The 24,886-nt window shown below is 69.4% G+C and carries 17 protein-coding genes; 11 read left to right on the top strand and 6 right to left on the bottom strand.

Annotated elements, in window-relative coordinates; translation table 11 throughout:
• Positions 1–72 precede the first annotated feature (72 nt).
• Genes murJ through IT306_22380 form a run of 4 tightly spaced genes read right to left on the bottom strand, consistent with a single transcriptional unit; the run spans position 73 to position 7,431 of the window.
• Positions 73–1,689, bottom strand: a complete 1,617-nt coding sequence (murJ, locus tag IT306_22395) for a murein biosynthesis integral membrane protein MurJ (GenBank protein MCC7371183.1) — start codon at positions 1,687–1,689, stop codon at positions 73–75.
• 48 nt (positions 1,690–1,737) lie between these two features.
• Positions 1,738–3,555 carry a hypothetical protein gene (locus IT306_22390; GenBank protein ID MCC7371182.1) on the bottom strand — a complete coding sequence of 606 codons (1,818 nt, stop codon included), beginning with the start codon at positions 3,553–3,555 and terminating at the stop codon, positions 1,738–1,740.
• A 48-nt stretch (positions 3,556–3,603) separates the two neighbouring features.
• Positions 3,604–4,677: a hypothetical protein gene (locus tag IT306_22385; protein MCC7371181.1), complete on the bottom strand. Its 1,074-nt coding sequence runs from the start codon at positions 4,675–4,677 to the stop codon at positions 3,604–3,606.
• Positions 4,678–4,689: 12 nt separating this feature from the next.
• On the bottom strand, positions 4,690–7,431 hold the full coding sequence (locus tag IT306_22380) for a DEAD/DEAH box helicase (GenBank protein ID MCC7371180.1): 2,742 nt from the start codon (positions 7,429–7,431) through the stop codon (positions 4,690–4,692).
• Positions 7,432–8,015: 584 nt separating this feature from the next.
• On the opposite strand from IT306_22380, the gene lgt reads away from it, so the two are divergent.
• Complete coding sequence (gene lgt, locus IT306_22375; protein MCC7371179.1) at positions 8,016–8,885, top strand: prolipoprotein diacylglyceryl transferase; 870 nt, start codon at positions 8,016–8,018, stop codon at positions 8,883–8,885.
• Positions 8,886–9,394: 509 nt separating this feature from the next.
• Here the strand turns inward: lgt and IT306_22370 are convergent.
• Positions 9,395–10,369 (bottom strand): phytanoyl-CoA dioxygenase family protein, encoded by a 975-nt coding sequence (locus tag IT306_22370; GenBank protein ID MCC7371178.1) that lies wholly within the window; start codon positions 10,367–10,369, stop codon positions 9,395–9,397.
• Positions 10,370–10,505: 136 nt separating this feature from the next.
• On the opposite strand from IT306_22370, the gene pheA reads away from it, so the two are divergent.
• The 9 genes from pheA (at position 10,506) to IT306_22325 (ending at position 23,039) form a co-directional block, all read left to right on the top strand.
• A complete protein-coding gene (gene pheA / locus IT306_22365; protein ID MCC7371177.1) occupies positions 10,506–11,618 on the top strand; it encodes a prephenate dehydratase in 1,113 nt (370 codons plus the stop codon).
• Positions 11,619–12,499: 881 nt separating this feature from the next.
• Positions 12,500–13,537, top strand: coding sequence for a sigma-70 family RNA polymerase sigma factor (locus IT306_22360; GenBank protein ID MCC7371176.1), 1,038 nt, complete (start codon positions 12,500–12,502; stop codon positions 13,535–13,537).
• Between the two features lie 268 nt (positions 13,538–13,805).
• Positions 13,806–14,408 (top strand): antibiotic biosynthesis monooxygenase, encoded by a 603-nt coding sequence (locus IT306_22355; protein ID MCC7371175.1) that lies wholly within the window; start codon positions 13,806–13,808, stop codon positions 14,406–14,408.
• Between the two features lie 44 nt (positions 14,409–14,452).
• Entirely contained in the window at positions 14,453–16,879 is a 2,427-nt protein-coding gene (locus IT306_22350) for a ribonuclease H-like domain-containing protein (protein MCC7371174.1), read from the top strand.
• 336 nt (positions 16,880–17,215) lie between these two features.
• Positions 17,216–18,571 carry a glycosyltransferase family 39 protein gene (locus IT306_22345; protein MCC7371173.1) on the top strand — a complete coding sequence of 452 codons (1,356 nt, stop codon included), beginning with the start codon at positions 17,216–17,218 and terminating at the stop codon, positions 18,569–18,571.
• 107 nt (positions 18,572–18,678) lie between these two features.
• Positions 18,679–19,632: a PAC2 family protein gene (locus tag IT306_22340; protein MCC7371172.1), complete on the top strand. Its 954-nt coding sequence runs from the start codon at positions 18,679–18,681 to the stop codon at positions 19,630–19,632.
• Positions 19,633–19,650: 18 nt separating this feature from the next.
• Positions 19,651–21,054 carry an amidohydrolase gene (locus tag IT306_22335; protein ID MCC7371171.1) on the top strand — a complete coding sequence of 468 codons (1,404 nt, stop codon included), beginning with the start codon at positions 19,651–19,653 and terminating at the stop codon, positions 21,052–21,054.
• A 221-nt stretch (positions 21,055–21,275) separates the two neighbouring features.
• Positions 21,276–21,884, top strand: a complete 609-nt coding sequence (locus IT306_22330; GenBank protein MCC7371170.1) for a VTT domain-containing protein — start codon at positions 21,276–21,278, stop codon at positions 21,882–21,884.
• A 54-nt stretch (positions 21,885–21,938) separates the two neighbouring features.
• Complete coding sequence (locus tag IT306_22325; protein MCC7371169.1) at positions 21,939–23,039, top strand: DegT/DnrJ/EryC1/StrS family aminotransferase; 1,101 nt, start codon at positions 21,939–21,941, stop codon at positions 23,037–23,039.
• Here the strand turns inward: IT306_22325 and IT306_22320 are convergent.
• Entirely contained in the window at positions 23,036–23,779 is a 744-nt protein-coding gene (locus IT306_22320; GenBank protein MCC7371168.1) for a hypothetical protein, read from the bottom strand. The genes IT306_22325 and IT306_22320 overlap by 4 nt on opposite strands.
• 226 nt (positions 23,780–24,005) lie before the next feature.
• Here IT306_22320 and IT306_22315 point away from each other — a divergent pair, with 226 nt between their 5' ends.
• A complete protein-coding gene (locus tag IT306_22315) occupies positions 24,006–24,200 on the top strand; it encodes a tyrosine-type recombinase/integrase (GenBank protein MCC7371167.1) in 195 nt (64 codons plus the stop codon).
• Positions 24,201–24,886: the final 686 nt, after the last annotated feature.

The following is a 24,886-nucleotide window of genomic DNA, read 5'->3' as shown; positions in this document are numbered from 1 at the left end:
CCGACGGCCGTCGCGCAGCGACTGAATGCGTGTAGGCGGGGACTTCAGTCCCCGACTGCCGTCTGGCGACGTTCACGCCCCGCGGCCTCGGCCAGCCCGCTCCCGGACGATCTGCAGCACCAGCCGGCCGTCGCGGACGCCCAGCAGCTCGAGCAGGACGAGGTAGACCACCCCCGCCACGCCCGCCAGCCCGAGCAGCAGCCCGCCCAGCATCAACGTCCCGTGGACGCCCGGCAGCAGCGCCGCCTCGGCCAGCCAGACCACGACGCCCACGCCGACCGACGCCACCAGCACCCGGACCGTCCACAACACGAATGGGCCGTCCAGCAGGCCCGCCCCCGAGCGCTCCAGGATCAGCAGCAGGATCACGCCATGCGCGCTGTTCTGGATCGCGTTGGCCAGCGCCAGCCCGGCCACGTCCAGCGGCCCGATCAATGCCAGCGCGGAGACCAGATAGAGCAGCACCGTCGCCACGCCCACCAGCACCGGCGTCCGCGTGTCTTTGCGCGCGTAGAACGCCACGATCAGCAACTGGTCGAGCGCCGTCAGCGGCAACTGGGGCGCGTACGCCAGGAAGACCAGCGCCGTCCGCGCCGTCTCGATCTCGCCGAAGCGACCCCGTTCGAACAGCAGCTGCACCAGCGGCTCGCGCAGCACGATCAGCCCGACCGTCGCCGGCAGCATCAACAGCAGCACGATCCGCGCGCCGAAGCGGAGCGTCTCGCGGTAGCCGCCGGCCGCCTCGTCGTCCGCGCGCCCGACGGCCACGGCCGCCGCCAGCGCGCTCGCGTGCTTCGAGAGCAGCGGCAGCACCGCGAACGAGGTCGCCGTCGCCACCAGCCCGAGCGGGAACTGGATCAGCCGCGTCGCATAGTTCATCACCGACAGGCTGCCCTCGGCCAGCCCGGACGCGAGGTTGCGGTCGATGACGATCCCGGCGATGGTCACGATCATCCCGGCCGCCACCGGGCCGTACAGCTTGAGGATCGCGCGGACCTCGGGTCGGTCCAGTTCCAACGCTGGGCGGTAGCGCAGTCGGCCCAATCCCGGCAGTTGCAGCAGCACCTGCCCGAGCGCCCCCAGCACCACGCCCAGCACCAGCGCGTAGACGTCCAACACCTCGTGCAGGAGCAGCGCGCCGAGGATCACGCCGCCGTTGTAGACGGCCACGGCGAAGGCCGGCAGCGTCACCCGGCGACGCGCGTACAGCACGCCCGTCAGCACGCCGGCGATCCCCTGGAGGATGACCGCCACCAGCATCAGGCGAACCATCGGGACGGCCGCCGCGCGCGTCTCGGCCGAGAAGCCGCTCGCCAGCACGTCCACCACCAGCGGCGCGGCCAGCCCGAGCACCAGCGCCACGCCCAGCAGCACCAGCGCCACCAGGGTCAGGACGGTGCTCAGAAGCCGCCACAAACGCTCCTCGTCCTCGGCGGCGTCCACGAAGACGGGCACCAGCGCTGCGCTGATCGCCCCGCCGACCAGCAGGTCGTAGACGATCATCGGGACGGCCGAGGCGGCGACAAAGGCGTCGGTGGCGGCCGTCGCCCCGAACAGGGCCGCCATGACCTGCTCGCGGGCCAGCCCCAGCAGCCGACTGACGATGTTCCCCAGGGCGATCACCGCCGCCGCGATGGCGACGCTACGCACGAGGTTCCTCCAGCCCTCGGTGAGGTGACCGCCCCCCACCCCCCGCCCCGCAGCGGGGCGGGGGGTGGGGGGTGTTCTTGAAGCCGCTCAACCGCGGCTCAGCCGGTACAGGCGGAAGTCGAACATGCGGCCACTCTCGACGGCCGGGCGCGGGTCCAGCGACTCGACCTTCAGCCGACCGCCGGCCGTCTGGGCATCGCGGGCGTTCAGGATCGCCAGCACACTCGGCCCGCCATCCCGCCCATCCCGCCCATCCCGCCCATCCCGACTGTCCAGGGCGTCCTGGAGCCGCCCGACGCTCGGACGGATCGTTCGGTACGGCACACGCTTGAACACGAGCAGATGCTCCAGGCCGCGAAGCTCGGTGACCCCGGTGTCGGGCAGCTCCGACCCGATGCTGTCGTCCACCAGGACCGTCTCGCCCGGGCTGCGGGCCGCCTCGATCTCGGCGGTCAGCTTCAGGACGCGGTCGTTGGTGTCGGTACGCTCCAGGGCGCGCTCGTAGTAGCGGTCCAGCGAGGCCAGTGGCAGCGCCGCCAGCAGCAGCCCGATCAGCAAGGCCGCCAGCAACGGTCGGCGGCGCGTGGAGGGCCAGCGTCGCAGGATCACCGTCGTGAGCCAGACCAGCCCCAGGGCCGCGCAGGCGAACAGCAGCGGCGCGATCGGCATCAGGTAGCGGCTGGTCAACAGCGTCTGGAACTTCGGGTTGGCGGCGGGCAGGATCAGCAGGAAGCCGCCGCAGGCCAGCAGCGGCAGCAGATCGCGCCGCGCCGCCAGCAGCCCGACGCCGAGCAGGGCCAGCCCGCCGACCAGCAGGACAGAGGGATCAGCCAGGTAGGCGGCGGCGCCCTCGCGCTGATCGACGGCCCCGCCGACCACCCGCCCGAGCAGCAGAAGCATCGAGGCGGCGGTCGGGCCGTAGCCGCTGGCCGACGCCTGATCCTGGGCGTACTCGGAGCGCATCCGCTGGGCACTCGTCAACGACTCGAACCCCTGCTGGGCGTTGTAGAGGATCACGTTGGCGTACCCGACCAGGAACAGGCCGGCCGCGAGATAGGGCCAGGGCGTGCGGAGGATGCGCCAGTCGCGCAGGAGAATGGCGAGCGCGACGCCCGGCAGCAGCGCGGCGACCAGCGGGTGCGTCTGGAGCGCCAGCCCGAGCACGAGTCCGGCGAGGGGTAGATCGAGGCCCTCACCCCCCAGCCCCCTCTCCCTGTGCGCGGGAGAGGGGGAGATGGCTCCCCCTCTCCCGCGCACAGGGAGAGGGGGCTGGGGGGTGAGGGCCCTCATCGGAGGGGGCTGGGGGGTGAGGGCGCTTTCGGACACTGGGGCAAGGGTTCTGAGCAACAGCCAGAACGCCAGCGTCGTCAGCAGCGGCGTCAGGCAGTTCGACCACGCGATGTGGCTGTTCACCACCACGTGTGGGCCGTTCGTGGCGAGCAGCGCCGCCGCCAACAGCCCCACGATCCTCGGCCCGACCGTACCGGCCGCCGCGTCCCCGACCAGCGGCAGTCTCGGGAGCCGCTTCCCCACCTCGACGCCCAGGAAGTAGGTCGCCACGACGGTCAGGATGGCGGCGGCCAGCACCACGACCCGCGGGGCCAACGGACTCTGCCCTGACACAGCCAGCCCGAGCGCGACCAGGTAGTTGTAGAGCGCCCCGTAGTAGCTGTCGTAGTTGGTGAGCGGGCGCGCGCCGTCGCGGACGATGGCGAGGCTGTGAAGCACCTCCAGCGTCTCATCCGTGAAACGGGGAATGGTCCAGAGATACGGCCAGCGGACCACCAGCGCCAGCACGGCGAGGCCGGCAGCGAGCAGGAGGTCGAGCCGCCAGCCGCCCCGGGCGCGCGCAACGCCACCCGATGCGGGCACGGTTGACGGCGGCCGATCTACGAGGGCGGTCATGATCGACGCGGGTGGTACCGGCTGCGAGCGCCGCCTGTCAACCGCGGGTCAGCTCGCACGAGGATCTGAGGCAAGGTCGTCGGGCACGTCGGCGACCGCGTCGGTGAGTCCGGCCTCGCCAGCGGCCAGGGCATCACGCGCCAGGGCATCACGCGCCAGGGCGTCTCGCGCCAGAGCCGTGGCCTGACGGGTCTCGGCGTCGCTGGCCGCCGCGCCCCCTGCCGCATTGTCGGCGTCACCTTCGCCGGCCAGCGGCGCCTCAGCCAGCGCGTCCTCGTCTTGCTCGTCGGCGGGCGCGTCCAGATCGGCCAGGGCGGCGTCGCGCACGCTGGCCGAGGCCACCCGGTAGAGGTCGTGGAGCGTCGCCTGCAGCTCCTCCTGGCCGCCCCAGCCCGGCGGTCGCCCGAGCAGCCGCAGGACCGCGCCGGGCACGTCCGGACCTCGGATCTCGAAGTGGAGGGTGTCCAGCTCCGCGCCGATGGTCCAGAACCGCTCGATGGCCAGCGGCTCGCTGGCGGCGGCCTCCTGCTCGGCGGCAGCGGCGGCGGCAGCGCTCTCAGCGGCCATCCGCGCAGCCCCAGCCGAGCCGAAGCTGCCCCGGCGTGCGCGCAAGGACGCCGTCAGCTCTTCGCGGGTCCGACCGCGCAGGCGAAACAGCAGGAACGGGTCGCGGTCCAGCTCGGCGGCGAGCGCGTAGTGGACGGCTGCGACATGCTTGCAGGGGACGGCCCAGTCCGGGCAGCTGCACTTCATGGTGATGTCGTTCGGGTGGGACGGAAAGAGGGGCGCTTCGGCCGTGTCGCACAGCTGCACGACCTCGGCCGGCAACTCGCCGGCCAGCAGCTTGGCGGTGTAGAGCGCCTGCCGCGCCAGCGCCCCGATGACTCGGTCCCAGACGGCGTCGGGGAAGCGTTCGAGGGTCATCTCGATCCGGTACGGCTGGCGCTCGGAGCCCTGGACGCGCGCCTTGACCGTGCCCGGTGTGATCTCGACGTCCACCACCCGGCCGTTGCGCGCGTACGACCGCCCACGACTCAGGCGGCCAGTCCAGCCGAAGCCGTCGAGCGCCGCCATCCAGCGACGCGCCCACCAGCTGGTCGCAAGCTCAGGCCCGCGCGCCATACCGTTCCTCGTTCATTCGTCCAGAACCGCCTCGGCCCGCAGTGTCAGCAATTCGCGCAATTCCGTGCTGGACAGCTCCGTCAGCCAGGTCTCGCCCGCGCCCACCACCTGCTCGGCCAGCTCTTGCTTGCTCTCGATCAGCGCGTCGATCCTCTCTTCAAGGGTACCGGCGCAGATGTACTTGTGCACCTGAACGTTCCGCAGCTGTCCGATCCGGAACGCCCGGTCGGTCGCCTGATCCTCGACGGCCGGGTTCCACCAGCGGTCGAAGTGGAAGACGTGCGTGGCGCGCGTCAGGTTCAGCCCGATGCCGCCGGCCTTCAGCGAGAGCAGGAAGATCGGCGGGCCACCTTCCTGCTGGAAGCGCTGCACCATCGCATCGCGAGAGCGGACCGGTGTGCCACCGTGCAGGAACATGACCTCGCGGCCGAGCCGACCCTGAAGGTACTCGCGGAGGCGCACGCCGAACTCGGCGAACTGGGTGAAGACCAGGGCGGCCTCGCCCTCCTCGATGACCTCTTCGAGCATCTCTTCGAGGCGCGCCAGTTTGCCCGAGCGTCCGCCGAGCGGCCGGCGATCCCCCTCGCCCAGGAAGCTAGCGGGATGGTTGCAGACCTGCTTGAGCCGCAGCAGCGCCGCCAGCACCCGCCCGCGCCGCTCGATCCCCTCGGCGGCGTCGATCTCGCGCAGCATCTCGTCCACGACGGCCTGGTAGAGGCTGGCCTGCTCGCGGGTCAGCGTGCAGTAGACGCGTGACTCCAGCTTGTCGGGCAGATCCTGGATCACGTTCGGATCGGTCTTGACGCGCCGCAGCACGAACGGCCGAACCAGCTTCCGCAGCTCGCCGGCCCGGTCGGCGTCGCGCCAGCGCTCGATGGGCACGGCGAACGACCGACGGAACGCCTCGCGCGAGCCGAGGTAGCCGGGGTTCAGGAAGTCGAGGATCGCCCACAGCTCGGACAGCCGATTCTCGACGGGCGTGCCGGTCATGGCGAAACGGTAGCTGCCGGAGAACGTCCGGACGGCCTTCGCGCGGCGGGTGGCCGGGTTCTTGACGTTCTGCGCCTCGTCCAGCACGATGCCGGCCCAGGGGATCGGCTTCAGCGACGTCTCGTCGCGGTCCAGCAGCGAGTAGGTCGAAAGCACCACGTCGTAGCCGTGGATCGCCTCCAGCAGCTGCTTGCCGAGCCGTCGGTCCGGCCCGTGATGGGTCATCACCTTCACGTCGGGGGCGAACCGCCGCAGCTCCCGCCGCCAGTTGCCGATCACCGAGGTCGGGCAGACCAGCAGGGCTGGCCGGCGGTCATCCTCCGGGAGGCGGTTCGCCAGCAAGAAGGCGATGTACTGGATCGTCTTGCCGAGGCCCATGTCGTCCGCGAGGCAGCCGCCCAGCCCGTGCAGAGCCAGAAAGCTGAGCCACGCTGCCCCGCGCGTCTGGTACTCGCGCAGCTCCCCCTCGAAGCCGTCCGGCGTCTCGAACGGCGCGGCGGCGGGCGTCCCCTCCCCGATCCGCTCCAGCAGGTCGGCCAGCCAGCCCTCGGCGGTGACGTCCACCACCGGCAGGCCCGGCGACTCGGTCGGCGGGGCCAGCGCGACCCGCAGCGCCTCGGCGGCGCTGACGCCCTTGCCGCGCCGCCGCTTCTCCCAGTACTTGATCGCCTCTTCGACCTTCGTCGCGTCGATCTCGACCCACTGGCCACGCACCTGGACCAGCGGCATCTTGAGCTTCGCCAGCCGCTTCAGCTCGCGGGCGTCCAGCTCTTCGTCGCCAATCGCCAGCTTCCAGTCGAAACTGACCAGCGACTCCTGCGTGAACTTGCCGTGGCTGTCCGTGCCGGCCGCCCCGGCCATCGCCTGCCGCGCCCCGAGGCGCAGCCGCACGCCCAGCCGCCGCGCGCCGCGCGGCGTCCACCAGCCGGGCACCAGCACGCCGAAACCGCTCTCCTCGAGCATCGGGACGGCTTCGCGCAGGAAGGTGTACGCCTCGACAGTCGTCAGATGGCACGAGCTTGGAGCCGCGCCGATCAGCCCCAGCTCGATAGGTGGAAAGAGGCGCGCCGCCCGCCCCAGATCGGCCAGCAGCCGTTCCTGGGGCCGCTCCAGCCGCCGCCCGAAGACGCCGAGCACATCGCCGGTCTCTTCCCAGACGCGCTCGGCCGGGACGATCAGGCTGGGATCGTCGGCGGCCTGGAGCAGGAAGCGCAGCGTCCAGGAGCGCTCGTCGCTGGTGGCCGCCGAGCCATCCGGCGGCGGCTCAAGCTGGAGGCAGGTCCGCAGCGCACTCGCCACGCCGACCCCGCCAACGGGGGCGGACCACTCGGTCACGCGCTCGCCGTACGAGCCCAGGTCATAGCCCCCTTCGGGCACGGCGCTGTTGCCCGTCGAGAGCGCCCAGACCCAGGCGTCGGCGGCGGTCGGCGGGCGGGGCACGTCGCGCGCATTGTGCAACTCGGCGGCGGCCAGCCCGTCCACCACCAGCGCGTCGACGGCCGCGCCGAGCGCTCGACTCAGCACCGTCTCGGCGCTCTGGGTGGCGTCGCCGATGGCGCGGCAGGCCGGCGGCATCGCGCGGGCCAGCAGTGCGAAGCGGCTGGCGTCCCGTGGGTCGATGAGGACTGGACGCCAGCGGGCGCGCAGGCCGGCCCGCGCGTCAAGGGTGGGCACGAAGCGCTCGCGGGCCACGAGTTCGAGCGCCAGCTTCGCGACGGAGCGCCAGTAGCGGGCATCCGATCCGAGCGCAAGCTCCTGGTTCAGCGGGCCATCGTCGGCGGGCAGCAGTGAGAGCAGCCAGACCGCCTGGCTGGCCGGGACGGCCCGCCCCCGCACGCGCCAGGGGACGAGGGTCGGAGCGGTGAGCGCGTCCTCTGACCCTCTCTCCGATGGAGAGACGGGCAGTTCGGCGGCGCCGCCTGCCACGGCTGGCTGGCTGGCGCGGACGGCCAGCGCGAGGTCGGCTCCGGCCGCGGCCGCCTCGGGCGAGGGCAGCGGCTGACCGTTCAGCGTTGGCAGGGTCACCAGCCACGAGGCAGCCCCTGAGCGCACCGGCTCGCCGGCACGGCCAGTCAGCGTCGCGAGCGTCTGGAGGGCAGCGCGCAAGCTTGCCGTGGCGGCCTGGAGCGGATGCATCGGGGCAGCATCGGATGCAGCCGAGGCGGATGCGCCCGACTGGTCCGGCGTCAGCGCCGCATCTTCGGCCCAGAGCAAGAACGCAGCGTCGCCTGTGTTCCGCTCGACGCCCCAGGCTCCATGAAGGACCAGCACCGCCGTTGCGACTCCTGGTGAGAGTTATACTCCGAACGCGAATTGGCCAGCGTGGTCGCAAGAGGGTACGCGAACCGATGATCGAGATCAACATCGACCCGACGCTGCTCAGGCTCGGGCCTCTGATGATTACGTGGCACGGGTTTTTCACCGCCGTGGGCGTGCTGGCCGGGATCTGGCTGGCAACGCGCTTCGCCGTGGAGCGAGGGTACACCGAAGACGACATTATGTCGATTGCCCTCTGGTGCGTCGTGGGCGGCATCGTCGGTGCGCGCCTCTTCCACGTGATCGACGCCTGGGAGTACTACGCGGCGGACCCGCTGGCCATCCTGCGCGTTAACGAGGGCGGCCTGGCGATCTGGGGCAGCATCGTCGGCGGCCCGATCGGCGGCGCGATCTACGCGCGCCGGCGCGGCTTCGCCGTGACCGAGCTGATGGACATCTGCGGCCTCGGGCTGATCCTGGGCATGGCCATCGGCCGCCTCGGCGACATCGTCAATGGCGAGCACCACGGGGCGCTCGCGCAGGCGTTCCCGTTCTCGGTGACGTTCACGCACCCGCTGACTCTCGGCGAGATCGGCATCCCCGTCCACCTGGCCGTGGGCTACGAGCTGATCTGGGACATGCTGGTCTTCGCCGTCTGCGCGTGGCTGCTCCACCGGCGGGCGCTCCCGCGCCATGGGATGGTCTTCTGGGCGATGATCGCGCTGTACTCGCTGGGGCGGTTCTGGGTGCAGTTTTTCCGGCTGGATCAGCCGTTCGTCTTCGGTCTGAGTCAGGCCCAGTTCCTGTCGTTCGCGGTGGGGGCGCTGGCAGTCTGGATCCTGGTCTACCACTGGACGAGCGCGAACCGTTCCGGCGCGAACGCCACCCTCGAAGCCTTCGAGGACGAATGGGACGAGCGCCAGGAGGCCATCGCGGCAGCCAGCGCCGCCACGAAGGCGTAGCACGCGCTCCGTCATCAGCGGCTCGGCGTCAGCCTGTCGTGCGGCAGGACCCCTGTCGTCCTGAGCCTGCGAAGGACCTCACCCGCTGACCGTCAATGTTTGCATCAGCGGGTGAGGACCTTCACGTCACTCGCATGCTCGTTCCGTTCAGGCTGACAGGCGCACTGGCAGGCGCCAGACCATTCGGGCATACGAAAAGAGCCCGCCATTCGGCGGGCTCGGTGCGTGTTCGACACGCTCGCGGGGGCATTCTGAGTGGCATCCCCCAACAGCTTGGGCTAGGAGGTCAAACCTCCCAGGATGCCCCCACGACTGTGACTACTCATGTGGCATCACCTCCTTTCACTGTTGGAGAGCATACCGATCCCCGCCCGGCCTGTCAACCCCCGAAATGGACGAGCCAGGGCAATCACATGTTGAGCGCGTTGTGCGGCGTCGTCGGGGCTTGATGGCGTTTGACGAAAGAACCACGGAGTCCGCGCGTCAGGTCGGGGGGTGAGGGTCATTCGTCAGGCGCAGACCGCGGACTCGCTGTTCCAGCGGGTGAAGCGCAGCTCCTCCTCGATGCGGGCCAGCCGCTCGCGCGTGTCGAGCCAGAGCCGCGCCCAGCCCGCTGGATCGCTGAGGACCGTCTCGGGGTGGGCGGCGCTGCGGGCAACGAAGCCCGGGAACGCCGGCCGTCCCGTCGGCTGTCCGATGGGCTGATAGCGCAAATCGAAGCTCAGGCGGACCTGATCCTCGGTCACGTTGTCCAGCGAGGCGTGGACCGTCTGCTGGTTCATCAGGATGACGCTGCCAGCCGGCATCGGGAGTGGGCGTGACCGCTGGGCCGGCAGGAGGATGTCCGGGATACGCATGCCGCCGGTGGTCGAGCAGTGCTCGATCAGGGTGTTGCGGTGGCTCCCCGGGATCACCTCCAGGCAACCGTTCTCCTCGGTGGCGTCGCTCAGCGGGATCCAGACGGTCAGGATCGTCGCCACGTCCGCCTCTTCCAGGATGACGCCAATGTCCTGGTGCCAGCCGGTCTTGGACATCAGGCTGCTGTTGCGAAACGCGTCGGAGACGGCCCGCCTGGGCAGCTTCATCCGAACATGCTGAACCGGGTTCGAGAAGATCTCCGGGCCGATGATGTCCTCGACGGCATCCAGCAGACGCGGGCTGGTCATCAGGCGGAAGACGGACGGCCCAAGGTGGATCGGCGTGTCGCGCTGGACGCCCTTGAAGGGCAGGCTGATGTCGAAGCGGTCCGGGAAGTTTCGCCCGCTCTCGGCGCAGATCCGCGTGAGGCGGTCGCTGAACGACAGCTCCGGATACGTCGAGGCGATGGCCCCCTCGGCCCGCAACGACGCCGCGACGTCGTCCAGGACACCCGAGAACTCGTCCATGACCGGGGCGATCTCGCGGGCCGGATCGAGCACCTGATCGACGACGACGTAGCCCTCGTCCTCGAACTGCTGGCGCTGGGCGGGTGTCAGTACCTTCACAAGCGTCCTCCGTTGGAGCCTTGCACTGCACGACATGCTAGCACCGTCGTCGGGGGGTGGACGACTGCCAGCAACGTCCGGGACGGACCGCCGCAGCGCTGGCAAGGGGTCCGGCCGGTCCGGTATCGTCCTCGCCGTGAGTGAGGCAGAGGACGCCGTCGATCTCGCTGCGATCCGTCGCCAGGTTGACGATCTGGATACCCAGATCGTCGAGTTGCTGGTGCGCCGCACCGAGGCCGCGCGCCAGATCGGGCAGCAGGCCCAGGCTGCGGGCGGAGCCTTGTTCGCCCCGGCCGCCGAGGCCGATCTGCTGGCCCGCCTGACGGCGCAGACCGCTGGCCGCGTCAAGCCCGAGCAGCTCCGCACCGTCTACCGTGAGATCCTCTCGGCCTCGCGCGAGGCCGTGCGCCCGCCGCGGATCGCCTTTCTCGGGCCGCGCGCCACGTTCGGGCACCAGGCGGCGATCCAGCGCTTCGGCAGCAGCGCCGTCTACGTCCCGACCCCCACCAACGCCGACATCGTCACCGAGGTCGAGCGCGGCAACGCCGACTACGGCGTGATCCCGATTGAGAACTCGACGGGTGGGCCGGTCGAAGAGAGCCAGGACCGGCTGGTCGAGACGCGCCTCCAGGTCTGCGATGAGGTCACGATCCACATCTCGCAGTGCCTGATGTCGAACTCGCCGATAGACGAGGTCAGGACCGTCTACTCACACGCGCAGTCGCTGGCGCAGACGCGCCGCTGGGTCGCCGAGCACCTGCCCGGCCGGGCGCTCCAGGCCCTGCCGAGCAACGGCCTTGCCGCCGAGCGCGCCAGCCAGGAGGCTGGCGCGGCAGCCATCGCACCGAGGCTGGCGGCCGAAGAGTACGGCATGAACGTCCTGGCCGAGAACATCCAGGACAACCCCCACAACTACACCCGATTCTGGGTCGTCGGGCCACACATGAGCGAGCGCCCGACCGGCAACGACAAGACGGCCATCGTGTTCAGCATCCACGACCGGGCCGGCACGCTCAGGAGCGTCGCCAGCGTCTTCGCCGACCGCGACATCAGCCTCAGCTCGATCCAGTCCCGGCCGGCCCGCCACACCGGCTGGGGATCGACCTGGGACTACCTGTTCTTCTTCGAGCTACGGGGGCACGCCGCCGAGCCGCACGTCCAGGAAGCCCTCGCCGCGCTCGAAGAGTACACCGTCTTCGTCAAGGTGCTCGGCTCCTGGCCGCTCGAAACGGCGGACGCGACGGCCTGACGCTCCGGCGCCGGGTGTCGCCCCGGTGCGAGTTGGCCGTCCCGAATCTGCGCCGGACACAGTTCCATAAGGAACAGGTTGGGCGCAGCGCTCAGTGCCATTTGGAACGTTCATGCTGCGCCTGACGTTAGATGATGTACCGGCGGTTGGTGGAGCTGTCGGCGACGGATTCAGTCGCATGGAGGGGGTGCAGGGGTGTTCGGCGTGTGGACTAGGAGACTGTCTGTCACGAGCGCGAACTGGCACGGCTCGTGCAACGACGGGCACGTTCTGAGCGTTGTTCCGGATGCACCGTCGAGGTGATCCGGCGCCACTCGTGGCCGCACGGCGCTTCGAGTGCCATGCGGCGACGACCGCTCACCGTCAGGCGGGCGATTGTGGCCGGATTCGGAATAAATCCGCGACCGGATCGTGTTGATAACGTTGACACATCGAACGTAGCGCGAGCACCGCGCAGCACGCGCGGCTGAGAAACGGAGCAACGCCCGAGAGCAAGCGTCGCTGGCATGCCGGCAAGGAGGAGCATCCGTCGGTCGAACGGCTGGCAGACCCAGCCAGAAGAGCGCCCAGGAAATGTGCTTGACCTGGAAAGCAGGCCTTGCTATGATGGCAGCGCCCGCTGAGCCAGGCTCACGGGTACTTTTTTGCGACCGGACGGTAGGTCCGAGTTCTGGCACCGTTCACATTTGGATGCAGGTATGACGCGGCTCAAGGTCGAGCAGCAGGGAATTCCCACGGCCGGTGCGTGGGAGGCCAGGTCAGGTAGCTGACGTACGTCTGGCCTCACGCCCCGCCGGCCGCTCGAGAACCCCCATCGAGCGGCTTTTTCGTGGCCCGCCCCAGGGAGACAGAAGAGCGGGACGGGCGACAGGAGGAACGAGATGGCTATCAATCTGGACTACGATATCGACCTCCAGTTGGAGGCCGCTGCCACCGAGGCAGAGATCGCGGCGACCTCCGAGCCTGAGCTGCAGACTGAGGACCATCTTGCGGGTACGCCCGAGGATCTGAGCGCGGCTGCCCTCTACCTCCGTGAGGTTGCCAGGAACCCCCTGCTGACCCCGCAGGAGGAGATCGACTTCGCCCAGCGCAATGAGAAGGGCCGCGAGGCCCGCGAGCAGCTTCTGAACGCGAGCGATGACCTCGCCTTCGAGCAGCGCATTGAGCTGGAGCGCGTCGCGGCGGACGGCGCCTGGACGCGGCGGCGGCTCGTCGAGTGCAACCTGCGGCTCGTGGTCTCGGTGGCGCGCAAGTACATCGGGCGTGGCCTGCCGTTCCTGGACCTCGTCCAGGAGGGGAACCTCGGCCTCGACCGGGCCGTCGACAAGTACGACTGGCGGAAGGGCTTCCGCTTCTCGACCTATGCCTACTGGTGGATCCGACAGTCGGTGAGCCGGGCGGTGGCCGAGCAGGCGCGCACCATCCGCCTCCCCGTCCATGTCGGCGAGTTCCTGTCGAGCATCGCGCGGGCGCAGCGTGAGCTGGCCAGCCGGCTCGGGCGCGAGCCGTCGCTGGTCGAGGTGGCCGAGTATCTGGAGCTGCCGATCTCGCGCGTCGAGGAGACGCTGCGGGCTGCGAAGCTGCCGATCTCGCTGGAGACGCCGGTTGGCGAGGATGGCGAGACGTCGGTCGGCGATCTCGTGCCGGACCTGGAGGCCACGGACCTGCAGGCGGCGGCCGAGCGCTCTGACCTGGCGCGGCGGCTGGACGATGCCCTCGGCGCGGCCCTGACCGAGCGCGAGCAGGCGGTCCTGCGGCTGCGGTTCGGCCTGGGTGGCGGCGAGGCGCAGGCCCTCGGCGACATCGGCCAGGAGCTGGGCATCAGCCGCGAGCGGGTGCGCCAGATCGAGGCTGAGGCGCTGCGAAAGCTGCGCCGAACGGACATCCGCTCTCGGCTCGCCGAGTACCTGGAGGGCTAAGCCGCCCCTCCTCAGCATTCCCAGTCTCGTTCTTCCAGCAGGGCGCCGCTCCCATCAGGAGCGGCGCCCTGTTTTGCTGTCGGCGGCAGGAAGTGACCGCGAGGTGAATCGCGGGTGACGAATCCGTGGACACTCCGGCGCAAAGGCTCATCGCGAGATCCGGTGGCGATGGCGACACGGTATGCTTCGAAGGCGCGAAACCGGGCCAGCGGTCGGTTCTCACCGACGTCCGTGGATCGTGCGTGTCCTGATGCGTCGGGAGGCAGCGATGTCCGTCACCGTTGTCGGCCGGTGGCAGGTTCCAGCCGGCTTCGAAGAGGCAGCCAGCACGCGAGCGAGCCACGAGCTGGCCGCCCGTAGTGGCGCGCCGCCGGCCCGACGGCGCGTCCACGTCTTCCAGGCGCTGGATGACCCCCAGAGCATGCTCTACGTCGCCGAGTGGTCCAGCCGCCCGGCCTTTGAAGCGTACCGTGACCAGGGCGACCCGGATACGTTCGAGGCCGTCCTGCGGGATCGCGAGGCCGTCAACATCTGCGAGCGGCTGATGTTCTTCGGCAACTACGCCTACCGGGCACAGGTGACGCGCTGCATCGTCGTCGATCTCCCGGCAGGCGCAGCCGCCGACGTACAGCAGGTGCTCCTGCCCAACGGACGCTGGGCCATGCACGGCTCAGCCGGGCTGGTGCGCTACACCGTCTATCGTGAGATCACCCATGCGCGCCGCTACGTGATCGTCCACGGCTGGCAGAGCACGGCGGACCTCGAAGCCCAGAGCCCCCGCAGGGCGGCGCTGGAAGCGGCGCTGGCGGGCTTCAGCGTCACCCTGCGCCAGTTCGTCGGGCACGAGTACGCCTCCACCGATCCTCTGTAAGCGCTTTCACGCCAACGTGCGCGGCCAGCCGGTACCATTGAAGCATGTCCTCAAGCCAGCACGACCCCCTCGCAGACGCTGAAACATCGGCCGCCGCGCCCACCCCTGCCGTCGCCGCGCCTTCCGCTGCTGGCCGCCCGGCAGTCGATGCGCGCACCCTCCTGTTCGGGCAGGACGAGACGCCCGGGATCGTCTCGGTCAGCGCCTCCCGCGATGGCCGAGCGCGGGTCTGGCGTCGGCTCCCTGCTCCTGATGGATCGGGCAGCCGCGTGGTGCTCGAGGAGGACACGTTCCCGAGCTGGCTCTTCCTGGCAGACGCCTCGGTGCTGGCCCCGCTGAAGCCGGAGAAGCTGGATCGCAGCGTCCTGCTGGCCGGGCATCCGGCGCTGCCGCCGTCCGGCCTCGCGGTGGTGGATCTCGAAGGCGGCGGCGTCTACCGCCATCTCGTGCTGACCGCGCGCATGGCCGATGTCGAGTCCTGCGTGCTGGCGGCCTACCGGAAGCGCAACGGCAGCGTGCCCGCCCGTGGCATCTCCGACCTGCGCGGGGTGGCCTACTCCCGCCCGCTGGTCGAGCAGTACCTCGCCGTGACCGGCCGCACCTACTTCAAGGGCATGGCCTACGCCGACGTGCGCCGCTTGCAGTTCGACCTGGAGACGACCGGCCTCAGCTCCGAGCGCGACCAGATTTTCATGATCAGCATCACCGACTCGGACGGCTACCGTGCGCTGATCGACGTGGCCGACTACGACGAGCGCGGCCTGATCGAGCGGTTTGTGGAGATCGTCCGCGAGCGCGACCCCGACATCCTGGAGAACCACAACATCTTCGGCTTTGACCTGCCGTTCCTGGTGCAACGAGCCAGAACCCTCGACGTCGATCTGGCGCTCGGACGAGACGGTACGGCGCCCGGCAGCTACCAGGATGTGGTGAAAGTCGGAGAGAAGACCGACTCATTCAATCGGTCGATTGTGGCCGGCCGCGAGGTCGTGGACACCTTGCACGCCGTTCGCCGGTACGGCGCGATCGTGCGCGACATGCGCCACCAGGGCCTCAAGGAGGCGGCGCGTTACTTCGGCGTGGCGAAGGACGACCGGGAGTACGTGCCGGGGCCGGAGATCTGGTCCACCTTCCAGCGCGATCCGGAGCGGGTGCGCCGGTACGCCCTGGACGACGTGTTGGAGGTGGACGAGCTGTCGCGGCTGCTGCTCGGCACGTCGTTCTCGCTGGCCCAGATGGTGCCGAAGCCGTACGAGCGGATCGCTACCTCAGGGACGGGGCAGGGGCTGATCGAGCCGTTGCTGGTGCGCGCCTACCTGACCCACGCTCGGGCGCTGCCGGGCGGCAGCAGCCGGGGCGGCACCTACCCCGGCGGGCGCACCGAACTGTTCACCAGCGGCGTGGTGCGACACGTCGTCAAGGCGGACGTTGCATCGCTCTACCCCAGCCTGATGCTGACCTACCGCATCGGCCCGAAGACGGACCACCTCGGGGCGTTCCTGGCGCTCCTGCGCGAGCTGACGACGCTGCGGCTGGCGCACAAGCTGGAGATCAGGAAGCACCCGCCGGGCAGCCTGGAAGCACACGGCCACGAAGCGGCCTCAAACGCCATGAAACAGCTCATCAACTCGTTCTATGGCAGTCTGGGCACCAGCATCGCGCTGTTCGGCGACCTGGACGCGGCCGGCGAGGTGACCCGCCGTGGCCGCGAGGTGCTCGGGCAGATGCTCCTGGCGCTGGAGCAGCGGGGCGTCCTCCTGGTGGAGGCCGACACCGACGGCGTCCTGTTCAGCGTGCCGTCCACCTGGACCGAGGCCGACGAGCGCCGTCTGGTGGACGAGGTCAGCGCCTCACTGCCGGAGGGCATCAGCGTCGAGCATGATGGCCGCTACGCCGCGATGTACAGCTACGCGGAAAAGAACTACATCCTGCAACGGTACGATGGACAGGTTCGGATGGTGGGCGGCTCGTTCCGCTCGTCGCGCAGCGAGCGGTATGGCGAGCAGTTCCTGCGGTCGGCCGCGCCGCTGCTGCTGGAGGGCCGCTTCGAAGACCTGCGGGCGCTCTACCTGGACACCGTCGACCGGCTGCGGAGCCATCAGGTTCCGATTGAGGATCTCTGCCTCTCGGTGATTCTCTCGAAGAGTCCGGACGCCTACGCCAAGAGCGGCCGGCGCGAGGAGCAGTACGAGGTGCTCCAGGCGGCCAGGCGGCGCTGGCGGGCCGGCGACCGCGTCACCTACTACCAGGGGCGCGGCAACCGGAAGCGCCTGCTGGACCAGTTCGACCATGATGAGGACGCCGAGTACTACGTGCGGCGGCTCAAAGAGGTCTACGCCCAGCGGTTCGTGCGGGCGCTGACGCGCGAGGACTTCGAGGCGCTGTTCGGCGAGAACCTGAGCCTCTGGGAAACCAGCCTCGCCGACATCGTGCCGCTGACGACGCGCGAGCGGACGCCGACGCCGTATTAGTACCGCCCGGGCCAAGTGCACCTGGCTGCCCCATGACCCGTTCAGTGCCGCGGTATACCCGCAATGCCGTTCAGTTGGACGCCATCCGTACCGCGAGCATCAGCGCGTGGACCTGCATGGCGAAGGTCCGACTTGCTGACGCTCGCGGTATGGCAGCGCGACGCGTGCCAAACTGAACGGCACTGGGGAGCATATCCCCCGTTGTGTACACGGAGCGGTCGGGGTCAGCCCCGGGCTGGCTCGGCGCGCAGGCGCTGGCGGGCGACTGACGCTCCGGCCCGCAGGCGGCAGCGGGACAGAGCGGCGGGCTACGCTTTCGGTCGTGAAGGGGCAGACGTGACGTCAGAGGCGCACCCGGAGGCGGAGCCAGTGCAAGACGCCCAGCAACTCGCGGCGTGGCCGGTGCTGCTGCCGCGTCGCGCACTGCTGGCCGAGCTGGCGCTCGTGCTGCTGCTGGCCGGGCTGGCCTTGGGCGTGCTGCGCTGGCAGGCCCACGAGCAGGACTTCTCGGTTGACGAGAGCCGCTGGATCGCCACGAGCCGCTACTTCTGGATCACCTTCCTCGAACGGGATCTGTTCGGGCAGGCCTGGGAGCCAAACTACCTTGTGCTGACCCATCCGCCGGTCGCGCGCTACGTCATCGGGTTCGGGCTGTGGCTCCAGGGGTGGACCCCGGACACGCTCAACGGCCGCTACGACACTGACCGCAGCCGCGACTTCAACCGGCGGCAGGGCAACATCCCCTCCCGCGAGCTGCTGGACGACGCGCGGCGGGTCGTGTTCGTCTTCGCGCTCGGGGCCAGCCTGCTGCTCTACCCGATTGGCCGCCTGCTGGCCGGGCCAGCCGGCGGCGCAGCAGCCGTCCTCTTCGCGCTGGCAAACCCACTGCTGCCCGCGATCTGGACGCGGACGCTGGCCGAATCGGTCCTGGCGTTTCTCACGCTGCTGGCGTTCTGGCTGGCGACGCTGGTCGCGCGGCACGAAGGGCGCGCGCGGGTGGCCTTCTGGTGGGCGGTCGGGCTGGGCGTGAGCCTCGGACTCGGCGCGGCGACCAAGCTGACGGGCGTGCTTGGCGGACTCGGGCTGGCGCTGTTCGCCCTCGGGCAGTACGCGCTGCGCTGGCGGGCCACGCGGCGCTGGCCGGGCCTGGGGTTCTGGCCGGATGCAGCGCTGGTCACGGTGTTGACCTTCTTCCTGGTCAATCCGCTCCTCTACCCGGATCCGCTCAGCCGGACGGTCATGCTCTTCGAGCACCGCCGCGACGAGATGCAGCAGCAGGCCATCGGGACACCGCGCCTCGCCGTCCCCGACGACCTGACCGTGCGGGCCGCGCTGATGCATCGCCGGACGTTTGTAGACTTCGGCACGCTGCACCGGTGGCTCGGCCTCCCGCTCGATGCTGGCCTGACAGTCCTCGGCGCGGGCGTAGCGCTGGCCGCAAGCTGGCGCGCTGCCCGGCGCACGGCGACGCTCGGACCGCCGGCGCTGCTCCTGTGCTGGGCGGCATCGACGTATATCATCAGCACCGTGGCGCTCGGCTTCGATTCATCGCATTATGTCGCGTTGCCGCTGCTGTGGAGCGTACTGTTCGAAGGTCTGGCGGCAGCGGCGGGCCTGACGGCCGGCTGGTCATGGCTACGACAGCGGCGAGTGCGGCGCGTGCCTCCTGACCGGCGCAGCGTCGGGGCGTGATGCCGTCACAGCATGTCGCATGCCGCACCCTGGAGGCGGTGGGAGCAGCGCTCCGGACGGGGCGCGCACGGTACACTTCACGGGCACCGATGGAAGGAGACGCGCCAATGGCGATGGACGCTCTCAAGATTCAGGAGCTGCCAACACTCCGCAGGCCCATCCTGATCGCCTCGTTCGCCGGCTGGCCTGACGCGGCAGAGGTCGCCTCGGGTTCGGCGCGCTACCTCGCCAGGAAGCTGCGCGCGCGCCGCTTCGCTGAGATCGACCCTGAAGAGTTCTACGTCTTCACCGAGACCCGCCCGAACACGATCATCCTGGCGCCCGGTCAGCGCGCCCTTGAATGGCCGAGCAACGAGTTCTTCGCCTGGAACAACCCGGACGGGGAACACGACCTGGTCATTTTGCAGGGACGTGAGCCGAACCTGAACTGGCGCGAGTACGTCGATCTCGTGCTCGACCTGGCGAAGCGGCTGGATGTCTCGCAGGTCATCGCCCTGGGGGGCACCTACGACGCCGTCTCACATCGCGGGCAGGTCAGCCTGAGCGGCCACGCCACCAGCGACGAGCTGCGCGAGCGACTGGCCGGCGAGTTCAACATCTCGCCGTCCGGCTACGAGGGGCCGAGCAGCGTGCAGTCCGCCCTGTTGGACGGCTGCCGCGAGAAAGGCATCCTGGCCGCGAGCCTCTGGGGGCACGCGCCACACTACGTGCGGGCCGCGCCGAACCCGAAGGTGACGCACGCCATGCTCAAGGTGTTGCGGACGCTGCTGGAGATCGAGCTTGACATCAACGAGCTGCACGCCCAGGGCGAGCAGCTTGAAGAGAAGGTCGACGCGGCGATGCTGGAGAACCCGGAGCTGCGCGACTACATCGATCAGCTCGACGTGGTGGACAGCGATGGCGACGACGACGATGAGTCCGAAGTGACCGTCGATCAGCTGATGGCTGACCTGCCGCTGAGCCGGCCGGATCCGGCCGAGGTGATGCGGGAGCTGGAGGAGATCCTGGGGATGAACCGCCAGGAGCCCGACTCCGAGCGCCCGCCCGAGTCCCAGAATTAGCCCGCCCCTCGCCTCGCCATGCGCGACACCGCTCGGGATGAGGCCGGTGGGATAGGCACTCATTCCTGTCGTCCTGAGGAGGGCGCCCCTGTGACCACCGAAGAGCTGAAGGCGGCTGCCTGCGCCGCCATCGACGCCCGTCGAGACGACCTGATCGGCATCGCCAGGGAGATCGCCGGGCACCCGGAGACGGGCTACCGCGAGGTCAAGACGGCGGCCGTCGTCTCCAGGGCCTTTCGCGAGCTTGGGCTGGAGCCGCGCGAAGGTCTGGCCCTGACCGGCGTCCGCGCCGACGTGCCCGGCGGCAAGGACGGCCCGACCGTCGCCGTGCTCGGGGAGCTGGACGCCCTCGGCGTGCCCGACAACAAGGCGGCAGACCCCGTCACGGGAGCCGTCCACGCCTGCGGCCACAACGCGCAGATCGCCAGCATGCTCGGGGCGGGGATCGGACTGCTGGCCGCCGGGGTGATGGAGCAGTTGGCGGGCAACGTCGTCCTGTTCGCCGTGCCGGCCGAAGAGTACGTCGAGATCGAATACCGCCTGGATCTGAAGAAGCAGGGCCAGATCGAGTTCCTGGGCGGGAAGGCTGAGCTGATCAAGCTCGGCGAGTTCGACGACGTCGACATGGCCATGATGGTGCATGTGACGGCGAACGCCAGCGACGGCCGCGTCGGTCTCCAGAGCACCAACAACGGGCTGGTCGCCAAGTTCGTGCGATTCCTGGGCAAGGCGGCGCACGCCGGCGGCGCACCAGAGCGCGGCATCAATGCCCTCAACGCCGCCTCGCTGGCCCTGACGGCGATCCACCACCAGCGGGAGACGTTCCGCGATCAGGACCATATTCGCGTCCACCCGATCCTCACGCGCGGCGGCGAGACCGTCAACATCGTGCCGCGCGTGGCGACGATGGAGACGTTCGTGCGCGGCGCAACCATCGAGCCGATCAAGGACGCCAACACGAAGGTGGATCGGGCGTTGCGCGGCGCAGCGATGGCCGTCGGCGCGGGGGTCGAGATCACCACGCTGCCGGGCTACCTCCCGCTCGCCCCAGACGCGGCGATGGTGGCGCTCTACGGCAAGAACGCTGAGCAGCTCGTCGATCCGAAGGACATCAACCCAGACCTCGGCCACCGCAGCGGCTCGACGGACATGGGCGATATCAGCCAGATCATGCCGGCGATCCATCCCTACGCCGGGGGAGCAGTCGGGAACGGCCACGGCTCAGACTACGAGATCGTGGACTACGAGACGGCGGCTATCGTGCCGGCCAAGGCGATGGCGATGACGGTCATCGACCTGCTGGCGAACGGCGCAGCGGCCGGCCGCAAGGTGCTGGCCGAGCACACGCCGGCGATGACCAAGCAGGAGTACCTGGATCTGCTGCGCGGGCTGGAGTCCGAGAGGCTGTACCAGGAGTCCTGAGGCTGGCGGGACGATTGCACGTTGGGCGCATCGTGCAGCAGCGTCGGGGCTTGAAATCCCCGACGCCATTGCACGACGCGCTCAACATGCAATCGCCCTGGGCACTGCGCGGCATTTCCCCACCCGCCGCCGGCCGTTCTGCTACCATTCGCGCGCCGCGAGATGCTGGACGCCATTTCGTCCACCAGTGTTGTCCGCGAGCCTGGGCCATGAGGCCATGCGTGAGCTCTGCTGTTGCGCCAGCGCCCGATACCAGGGCTGCCACGACGCTGTGGGTGCGCGTCCAACGGTTGCTACCACTCGGCCTGAGCCTGCTCATCACGCTCACTGCCGCGCCCATCGCCATCTTCATCACCCAGGAGACGGGCGAGCTTCGGCGCTACGGCGCACTGGCCTACCCGATCCTCTTCGTGCTGCAGACGCTGTTCAGCGCCACCCTCTTCCTGCCCGCCCCCGGCATGGCCATCGTCGCGGCGGCCGGCACGGTTCTCGATCCGCTCTGGGTCGGCATCATCGCCGGTCTCGGCAGCGCCACCGGCGAGCTGAGCGGCTACGTGCTTGGCTACTACGGGCGGCGCGCCGTTCCGACCGACAACTCGCGGGTCTGGCGGCTGGCCGAGCGCGCCTTTCGCAACTGGGGATTCCTCTCGCTGATCCTGCTAGCGGCGATCCCCAACCCGGTTTTCGACGCAATGGGCATACTGGCCGGCGGCCTCCGCTACCCCCTCGGGCGCTTCTGGCTGGCGACCGCCGCCGGCAAAATCCTCAAGTTCCTCTGCACGGCCTACGGCGGCTGGTTCGTGAGCACCTGGTTCCGCGTCGCCGGCTGACACAGCACGCTGCTCCGCTCCGCGCTCTGCTCGATTCCTGAAGGTGGTCTGACCGTGCGCGTTCCCTACGCTTTCCTCGACCAGCAGTTTGCCGATCCAGAGCCGTACTTCGAGGAGATGCGCGCGCTGGTGGCCCAGGGCGCGTTCACGCTGGGCGCGCCCGTCGAGCAGTTCGAGCGGCAGTTCGCGGCCTACTGCGGGCTGCCGCATGCCATCGGCGTCGCGAGCGGCACGGACGCGCTGATGCTGGCGCTCCAGGCGGTCGGCGTCGGGCACGGCGACGAGGTCATCACCGTCTCGGCGACCTTCATCGCCACGGTCGGGGCGATCGCCTCGGTGGGGGCGCGGCCGGTCTTCGTGGACGTGGACGACGGCATCGTCATGGATCCGAACAAGATCGAGGTGGCCATCACGCCGAAGACCAGGGCGATCCTGCCCGTCCACTGGACCGGCAACATGGCCGACATGGGCCGGATCGCCGAGGTGGCGCGGCGGCACGGGCTGCCCATCGTCGAGGACGCCTGCCACGCCATCGGCGGGCGGATCGATGGGCAGGCGGCCGGCCACATCGGCGACATCGCTTGCTTCAGCTTCCACCCGGTCAAGCATGTCAACGCCTGGGGCGACGGCGGCATCATCGTCACCCGCTCTGACGAGTTGAATGCCAGCATCAGGATCGCCCGGAACTACGGGCTGGTGGACCGCGACGAGGCCGAGACGTTCGCGCGGAACTCGCGGCTGCACACGCTCCAGGTCCCCGTGCTGCGCCGCCAGTTGGAGACGTTTGAGGAGGTCGTGGCCCGCCGCAACGAGATCGCGGCCCGCTACGACGCGGCGTTCGCGGAGTTGGGCGGGGCCGTCCGCATCCCGACCCGCCGCCCAGAGGTGCGCCACAGCTACGTGATCTACGTCATCCTGACCGAGCAGCGCGACGCGCTGCTGGCCCATCTCCGCGCGCACGGCGTGGACGCCCGCATCCACTACCCGATCCCGATGCACCTGACACGGGCCGGCCGCAAGCTGGGCCACCAGGAGGGCGACCTGCCCGTCAGCGAGGCCTACGCCCGCGAGACGATCACGCTGCCGGCCCACCAGTATCTTGACGACGGACAGGTAGTCCACACCATCGAGGCCGTGCGGTCGTTCTTCGCCTAACGCCGTGCAGCCGTGTCCAGCAGCCGCTGCTTGATGAACGCCACGGCCCCGCGCACACCGGCCTCGAAGTCCTGGCGCGAGCACTTCGGCCGCCGTTCCGCCTGCCTGTAGACGTCACCAGCCTCGATCTCCAGCGCCGCCAGCGTCCCGGTGATCGTCCGTTCGAGCGTCTCCTGCACCCCGACGACCAGGCCCTTCGGATCGTGCAGCCAGAAGGGGCCGCTCTTGTACTCGTACGGTTTGGCGTAGACCTCGAGGATCGGGATGGCCGGCCGGGCGTGACGGTCGTCCTTGACGGCAGACCAGGAGTGCGCCCGCTCCGTCTCGGTGGACAGCGCGACGCCGGCGGCCAGTCCGCGCTCGTCGACGACCAGCACATCCACGCCCTGAAGCTGATCCAGCCAGCGGTCCCACGACACGACCGGAAAGTGATCGCGCAGGGCCAGGACGGCGTGATGCTGCCGCACGAACGATGGATACGCCCGGCAGGCCCGCGCAAAAATGGCCGAGCGGCGCAGGCCCGGCAGCTTCGAGCGGACCTTGTTGGTCACGTCGTCGGCGAAGGCGCTCTGGGCCGGCGGGAAGTAGCCGTCCACGAGGCCCCGGTAGATGCTGACCATGTCCGGGAACGCCGTCTGCTCGACGGCGTGCTCGCGCTCGTCTGGAAAGTCGAGGGCGTAATCCCGGATGGCGATCTCAAGGATACGGTGGGCCGGCGGGAGCGTCGTCTCGATGGTCACAGCCCGGACATTGTACGGCGGTGGATCGTGGGGCGTGGGGAATGTATGCGGGTGACCATTGTCATCCTGAGCGCAGCGAAGGACCTCACCCGCTGACGCGAACGTTGCCGGTCAGCGGGTGATATGAGTGTTGCCGGTCAGCAGATGACGCGACACTTGACGGTCAGCGGGTGAGGTGCACGATGACGGTCAGCGGGTGAGGTCCTTCGCTGCGCTCAGGATGACAATGGGGAGTTGCACGCTTTCACCAACATCTTCGCACTCGTTCCGACGCACCTTCGCCGACCACAAAGCTCGAGCGGGGATCCCCTTGCCGGACCTGATGGACTGGATGGGCCACAAGAAGCTCTCGACGACCCAGGGGTACATCAACCCGAATGCGGTCAATAAGCGGAAGCTGATGGAGGCGACCAGTCTATGACGCCGCGTGAGCCTGACCATCGACCTCAGCGGCGGGCGGTCGACCCGAAGACGGGGCGGCTCTATCGGATCGTACGGGCATTCAAGGCACCGCCGCAGGCTGTCCGCAAGGCGCGGCTCGACAATGTTGCTCTCGTCCCAGCCTCACTCCTGCCCTATAAGGCCCAGTACCAGGCCATCGCTAACCGGCAGGTGCCGGGCACGACCCTGTTGGTGCTTCCGGAGGGTGACTCGCTGCCTCGGCAGACATTGGAACGGGTCGCCACGCGCATGCGGACGAAGGGTCAACTGGTGCGGACGATGCTAGGCAGCAAGTTCCGTGAGGGCCCGCGATGACGGACTTGACGGGAATTTGCGCGGGAGACAACTCACCACCTCCTTCTCCGGTGAGCCCGTCCGTCGGGGCACATACTACGAATTACCCGTGTTGCTATCCGACGGACCCGCTACGGCCCGTTGGTCCACTACGTATTGGGGAAACGGTCAGGGTACACCAAGCGTCGACTCACCGGATCCACGATCACGGTAAAACCACACCTGTCCATCAGACAAAAGAACGAATACAGCGGCTTTCAACAAAGGTGATCGAAGAAGATGCGGGACGGTAGCCGGAGCGTGATGACGGGCGGAGCGTCTGGAACGCGTGGGAGGACAACCGGAGCCGTGCGGCGGCGTGGTGAGTGCGTG

The organism is Chloroflexota bacterium, from assembly GCA_020850535.1.
In the GTDB taxonomy this organism is placed as follows: Bacteria; Chloroflexota; UBA6077; order UBA6077; family JACCZL01; genus JADZEM01.
Note: the sequence above shows the minus strand (reverse complement) of the source record. Positions and strands in the feature narration are given on the sequence as shown.

Coding starts and splice junctions, on each gene's coding strand:
- IT306_22390 (MCC7371182.1), bottom strand. CDS start 3,555: ATGACCGCCCTCGTAGATCGGCCGCCGTCAACCGTGCCCGCATCGGGT.
- IT306_22385 (MCC7371181.1), bottom strand. CDS start 4,677: ATGGCGCGCGGGCCTGAGCTTGCGACCAGCTGGTGGGCGCGTCGCTGG.
- lgt (MCC7371179.1), top strand. CDS start 8,016: ATGATCGAGATCAACATCGACCCGACGCTGCTCAGGCTCGGGCCTCTG.
- IT306_22360 (MCC7371176.1), top strand. CDS start 12,500: ATGGCTATCAATCTGGACTACGATATCGACCTCCAGTTGGAGGCCGCT.
- IT306_22355 (MCC7371175.1), top strand. CDS start 13,806: ATGTCCGTCACCGTTGTCGGCCGGTGGCAGGTTCCAGCCGGCTTCGAA.
- IT306_22350 (MCC7371174.1), top strand. CDS start 14,453: ATGTCCTCAAGCCAGCACGACCCCCTCGCAGACGCTGAAACATCGGCC.
- IT306_22340 (MCC7371172.1), top strand. CDS start 18,679: ATGGCGATGGACGCTCTCAAGATTCAGGAGCTGCCAACACTCCGCAGG.
- IT306_22335 (MCC7371171.1), top strand. CDS start 19,651: ATGCGCGACACCGCTCGGGATGAGGCCGGTGGGATAGGCACTCATTCC.
- IT306_22315 (MCC7371167.1), top strand. CDS start 24,006: ATGGGGAGTTGCACGCTTTCACCAACATCTTCGCACTCGTTCCGACGC.